Below are 5,395 nucleotides of genomic sequence, written 5' to 3'. Positions count from 1 at the left end.
GGGCATGGGATCAGGCTGCGCGGCAGCCGGGGCGTTCGCCAGCCCCGGCGGGAGATTCGGGACGGCCTCGTGCCGGATCCCTCTCCGACCTGCGCGGACACGGTTTCCCAAGTCGCCGGTGCGGGACACCGGACGGGATGTCGAGCGCACCGGGCACCATCAAGTCCCCCCAGGAGTTAGGTTCTTGACCATCGTGGCGATGGTCCGCCGAAGGACCGACCCGTTCACACCGACACCTTCACAGGGGAGACGTCATGTCCGGTGACGCGCTGAGCCAGGACCCGGCCGAACTGGCCAAGAGGATCGACACCACCAAGGCGCATCCGGCCCGCGTCTACGACGTCTTCCTCGGCGGCAAGGACAACTACCCGGCCGACCGCGCCGCCGCGGCCGCCGCGCTCGCCGCCAACCCGCGCGGCTACCTCGACGTACGCCACAACCGCGACTTCATGCGGCGGGCCGTCGAGCGCCTGACCGCACGGGACGGCATCCGGCAGTACCTCGACATCGGCACCGGACTGCCCACCGCCGAGAACGTCCACCAGATCGCCCAGCGGATCCGGCCCGACGCCCGGGTCGTCTACGTCGACAACGACCCGGTGGTGCTGGCGCACGCCCGCGCGCTGCTCACGAGCGGGCCCGAGGGGCGCACGGACTACATCGACGCCGACCTGCGGAGTCCCGCGCAGATCCTCGAACAGGCCGCCAGGACCCTGGACTTCGACCAGCCGATCGCGCTGTGCCTGGTCGCCCTGCTGCACTTCGTCGAGGACGCCGAGGCCTATCCGATCGTCCGCGAGCTCGTGGCGGCGCTGCCCGCGGGAAGCCGGGTCGTGCTCAGCCATCTGACCGACGAGATGCACCCGGAGCCCGCCCGCGCGGTCCAGCGGACCTACACCGAGCGCGGGTTCACCTTCGTGTTCCGGTCCAGGGCCGAGGTGGAGCGGTTCTTCACCGAGGTGCCGGGTCTGTCACTGGACGAGCCCGGTGTGGTGCCCGCGCATCTGTGGCACCCCGCGCCCGCTCCCGCGCCGCCCGCCATCGAAGGGGAGGACTTCGCGTCCCTCGACGACATCGAGAAGATCCGCTACCGCGACATCAACGACGTCACGGACGAGGACATCAACGTCTACGGGGCCACCGGCACCAAGGCGTGAGCGGGTGTTCCGGGTGAGTGGCGTCCGTATCGCGGAAAGGTAATTGTAGGCGGCACCCAGTTCCCTAGGCTGCGCTCCACCAGTCGTCGCAGTCAGCAGCCGAAGGAGCCGTGCCATGACGGTGTCCACGTTCGCCTCCGTGCCCCCGCTCGCCGCCCGGGCCCGGTCCGTCGGCGGGTCCCCGGTACGGGACATCCTCGCCGTCACCGCCCGCCCCGAGGTCATCAACTTCGCGGGCGGGCTGCCGGCACCGGAGCTGTTCGACGCCGAGGGGATCGCGCAGGCGTACCGGGCGGTGCTCGACGAGGTGCCCGAGCGGGCGCTGCAGTACTCCACCACCGAGGGCGAGCCCGTCCTGCGGGAGGCCCTGGCACAGCGGATGTCGGCGCGCGGACCGGCCACCGACGCCGACGACGTCCTCGTCACCACCGGATCGCAGCAGGCCCTGTCGCTCCTCGCCACCGCGCTGATCGAGCCCGGCGACACGGTCCTCGTCGAGAGCCCCTGCTATCTGGCCGCCCTCCAGGCCTTCCGGTTCGCGGGCGCCCGCGTGGTGGCCGTGCCGGGGGACGACGAGGGTCCCGACCCCGTGGCGCTGGAGGAACTCGTCGCGCGGGAGCGGCCCAAGCTGCTCTACACCGTGCCCACCTTCCAGAACCCGACCGGACGGACCATGTCCGCGGCACGCCGGGCCGCCGTGGCGTCCGTGGCCGCGCGGTGCGGGCTGTGGATCGTCGAGGACGACCCGTACGGCGAACTCCGCTTCGAGGGCGAGCGGGTGCCGTGGATCGCCGCCCACGAGGAGGCCCGCGACCGGACCGTGCTGCTCGGGTCCCTCTCCAAGGTCATGGCCCCCGGACTGCGGCTGGGCTGGCTGCGGGCGCCCGGTGAGGTGCGGCGGGCCTGCGCGGTCGCCAAGCAGGCGGCCGACCTGCACACCCCGACCGTCAACCAGCTCGCCGCGGCACGCTACCTGGCCGACCGGGACCTCGACGCGCATGTGCGGCGCGTCGCGGGCGTCTACGGCGAGCGGCGGGACGCCATGCTGGCGGGCCTGGCGGAGGCCCTTCCGGAGGGATCGACCTGGACGCGTCCCGAGGGCGGCATGTTCCTCTGGGCGCGGCTTCCGTCGTCGTACGACACCACGGCGCTGCTGCCGCAGGTCGTGGCGTGGGACGTGGCCTACGTCCCGGGGGCGCCCTTCTACGCCGGTGAGCCCGACCGCTCCACCCTGCGGCTCTGCTTCGTGACGCAGACGCCGGAGGAGATCGGGGAGGGGCTGCGCAGGCTCGGGGAGGGACTGCGGGGCTTTCGCAACACGCCCTAGCCGAAGGGCGTGACGGACGGGGAGGTCCAGAAGGTCACGGTCGGACCGTAGGAGCCGTCCTCCTCGTCGCTCACCTCGACGGTGACCTCCAGGTCGGGGTACCGGGCGGACAGGACGCCCTGCCAGCATTCCCCCACCGCCAGCGCGAGTTGGGGCAGTTCCTCGCCGAGCCGGTCGTCGTCCGTCAGGGGTGTGTTGCCGAACGTGTCCCACAACTTGACCTGGTTGGTGACCGCTTCGACACGTTCCCTGGCGTCGCCCAGCTTGGTGAACCAGTCGTCGACGTTCCCCTGACCGAACCGCTCCCTGAGGAACACACCGTCGCGGTACTCGACCGTCTCGGGACAGAACAGCCAGGCCGCGGCCAGCACGAACTTCAGGCCGCCCTCGAAGTCGAGGTAGTTCGCCGGGGTGAGTGCCTCGTCCTTCCAGTCCGTACGCCACCGGGTGAAGAACGCCGGCAGCCTCCGCTCGGACCACGACGGCTTGCTGCTGGTCACGGGATCTCCCAGGGGAACGCGGCGCGTACTTCGTTCGACGGGCGCACGAAGACCTGACCGGTTTTCGGGTTGGTGTTGCGCTCGTACTCTACGACGTGCGGGGTGTCCACCCCGCCGTGCGGACGGCCCTCCAGGTCCACCCGCTTCACGGCCCGGCCCTCGGAGTCGTACGTCGTGTAGTTGGTGACCTTTCCGGTCTGCGGGTCCGTCTTGTAGAGGGTGCCGTCCTTCGGGCCGTTCTCCACCGGCAGGTTGTTGCCCGCGCGGCCGCCGGTGCCCTTGTACTGCTGGCCGTTCTTGATCAGGTCGGAGGCCGGCTGCTGGGAGGAGCCGCCGGTGCCGGAGCCCTCGCTGTTCATACGGAGGGGCTCGACCTGGGAGTCGCTCGTGGCGTGCTGGGCGAGGTCCACGGCTCCCGCGCCCGCCAGGCCGACGCCCGCGGTGATACCGGCCGCGGACACGACGTTGAGGGGTACGCCGGCTACGGCACCGACCCCGGTGGCGTCCAGGGCGACGCCGAGACCCTCGCCACCGGCGCTGACACCGGCCAGGAGCATGCCGCCGAGCATCGCCGCGCTGTCGCCGGGGTGCTGGATCATGGCGTTGCCGAAGGAGGCGAGGTCGTTGACGACCGTCTTGCCGCCGTCCACCAGCCCGTCACCCACATCGCCGAGGAAGTCGCCGACCTTGGACCAGAACCCCGGACGCTCCGGGGCGGACTCGGTGGCCTTCTTCACCAGGGCGGCTGCGGTGTGTCCGGCGGTGTCCACGTTGCCGCGAGCGGTGTCGAGCGTCGCACGGGCCGCGGCACGGTCCGCCTCACCGGGATCGGTGAAGGGGATCTCGGTGGTGTCCCCCCTGCCGCGCGCCTCGCCGACCTGCCGGTCATGGGCGTTCCTGGCGTTCGTGGTGGCCGCCTCGCCGCGCGCGTACTGCGCGATGGCCTCGGCCGCGCGCTGCTGGGCCGCGCGCAGGGTGTGCAGGTAGTCGTACAGGGCGTTCGCGGCGGTGTGGAACTCGTTGCCCGCCTCGGTCCATCGGGCGGGCTGGCCGTGGAAACGGTCCCGGAAGGCGTCGCCCGCGGGGCCCCGCCAGCCGTCCTCGGTGTCGATCCTCGCCAGTCCCTCGCCGGCCTCGACGAGGACATCGCCGTAGGCGAGCAGGGACTGCGCGGTCGTGGTCAGGGAGTCCGGTGAGCCGGGGACGAGCTCACGAGGGTCCGACGTCTCGCCGAGCTGAGCCATCAGGACGCCCCCGGGTCGGTTCCGGACGACGAGCGGAGCATGCCCTCGGCGGTCAGCTGGATGTGGTCCTCGGCCGCCTCGTAGTTCTTCACACAGCGGTTCAGCCGGTCCGAGACCTCGGTGCCGTCGGAGGCCAGGTGCGAGACGCCGATGTTCCACCGATCGGTGAAGTCGACGATCGCGGAGGCCAGTTCGTCGTGCCCGAAGTCGCCCTTGGGGACGTCGATGTCGCTGACCTTCTTGGTGGCCATCGCGTCCAGCGTGGTGCTGATCCCCGAGGCGGCCTTGCGCAGCGCGCCGAGGTCCACGGAAAAGCCGTCCGGCATGCTGAGCGCCCTCCCCCTGTTAAGGACCGCAAACGAGAAGGGAGTTTAGCGACGGATTCAGCGTGCCGACATGAACCGACGTGACTTGAAAGGGAATTTGCTCATGGGAGACCTCTGGTTTGCCCTGCCCTTAGTCCCACCAGAAGGACCACACCCGTCGGCCGCGCACCGCGTGTTCGGCGTACGCGGCCAGCGTCTCGTGGTCGCCCTGGGTGATGTTGTCCGGGCAGAACGCGAAGTGCTCGGCGGCGACGGCCTCGGCCGCGTCCTTCGTCGTGGGCGGGGCGGCGACGGACAGGACCAGCTGGTCGAAGGTGAGCGCGATGACGCGTATGCCGAAGCGGTCCTCCCAGTCGCGGAGGATGGCACAGATGCGGGCGGTGTCGTCCTCGTAGTTCATCGGACCCGTCCAGCCGATCGCCGCCGGGATGTCCGCGCTGCGGCGGGCCGGGACCAGGGCGAGACGGGGGTCCTTGAACCACGACCCCTCGTCGAGGAGCGCGTCGGCGGTCTCGGCGGCCCGGATGTCGGGGTCGGCGGGAAGCGACTCCGGGGCGGGGGCCAGGCCGGGCCAGGTCTCGTCGTAGGGGGCGATCGTCTCGTCAAGTTCGTCGGGCTCTTCGACCGCGTACGCCCAGTACTCCGCCAGCAGCTCCTCGGGGTCGTGGTCCCCGGGGTACGACATTTCCCCGGGCATCAACTCCCACTCGTCCGGCCCGCCTTGCGTATCGCCGACCTCTATCAGCACCGGCAGCAGACCGGCTCGCGCGGCCCGCGCACCCAGCGCGGTCCAGACCCCGGACGACGCCGCGTACTCGGCATGCCACAGCAACGGCTCGTG

The 5,395-nt window shown here is 71.2% G+C and carries 6 protein-coding genes; 2 read left to right on the top strand and 4 right to left on the bottom strand.

Features of this window, described 5'->3' with window-relative positions; all coding sequences use genetic code 11:
- The first annotated feature begins 254 nt into the window (after window positions 1-254).
- Complete coding sequence (locus EHS43_RS36300; protein ID WP_125194861.1) at window positions 255-1,157, top strand: SAM-dependent methyltransferase; 903 nt, start codon at window positions 255-257, stop codon at window positions 1,155-1,157.
- Window positions 1,158-1,272: 115 nt separating this feature from the next.
- Window positions 1,273-2,484 carry a PLP-dependent aminotransferase family protein gene (locus tag EHS43_RS36295; protein ID WP_125194860.1) on the top strand — a complete coding sequence of 404 codons (1,212 nt, stop codon included), beginning with the start codon at window positions 1,273-1,275 and terminating at the stop codon, window positions 2,482-2,484.
- Here EHS43_RS36295 and EHS43_RS36290 read toward each other — a convergent pair.
- The 4 genes from EHS43_RS36290 to EHS43_RS36275 all read right to left on the bottom strand — a co-directional run.
- The gene (locus EHS43_RS36290; RefSeq protein ID WP_125194859.1) at window positions 2,481-2,984 is read right to left on the bottom strand and encodes a hypothetical protein; all 504 of its coding nucleotides are present in this window, start codon (window positions 2,982-2,984) and stop codon (window positions 2,481-2,483) included. The two genes, EHS43_RS36295 and EHS43_RS36290, sit on opposite strands and share 4 nt — an antisense overlap.
- Window positions 2,981-4,228, bottom strand: coding sequence for a putative T7SS-secreted protein (locus EHS43_RS36285; RefSeq protein ID WP_125194858.1), 1,248 nt, complete (start codon window positions 4,226-4,228; stop codon window positions 2,981-2,983). The genes EHS43_RS36290 and EHS43_RS36285 overlap by 4 nt, the downstream gene beginning before the upstream one ends.
- On the bottom strand, window positions 4,228-4,554 hold the full coding sequence (locus tag EHS43_RS36280) for a hypothetical protein (RefSeq protein ID WP_125194857.1): 327 nt from the start codon (window positions 4,552-4,554) through the stop codon (window positions 4,228-4,230). Before EHS43_RS36280 ends, EHS43_RS36285 begins: the two co-directional genes overlap by 1 nt.
- 130 nt (window positions 4,555-4,684) lie before the next feature.
- A partial coding sequence (locus EHS43_RS36275; protein WP_260470877.1) for a DUF4253 domain-containing protein occupies window positions 4,685-5,395 on the bottom strand: 711 nt, incomplete at its 5' end.

Origin of the sequence: Streptomyces sp. RP5T, from assembly GCF_003933965.1 — a bacterium.
Classification (GTDB): Bacteria; Actinomycetota; Actinomycetes; order Streptomycetales; family Streptomycetaceae; genus Streptomyces.
Note: the sequence above shows the minus strand (reverse complement) of the source record. Positions and strands in the feature narration are given on the sequence as shown.

Coding starts and splice junctions, on each gene's coding strand:
- EHS43_RS36300 (WP_125194861.1), top strand. CDS start 255: ATGTCCGGTGACGCGCTGAGCCAGGACCCGGCCGAACTGGCCAAGAGG.
- EHS43_RS36295 (WP_125194860.1), top strand. CDS start 1,273: ATGACGGTGTCCACGTTCGCCTCCGTGCCCCCGCTCGCCGCCCGGGCC.
- EHS43_RS36285 (WP_125194858.1), bottom strand. CDS start 4,228: ATGGCTCAGCTCGGCGAGACGTCGGACCCTCGTGAGCTCGTCCCCGGC.
- EHS43_RS36280 (WP_125194857.1), bottom strand. CDS start 4,554: ATGCCGGACGGCTTTTCCGTGGACCTCGGCGCGCTGCGCAAGGCCGCC.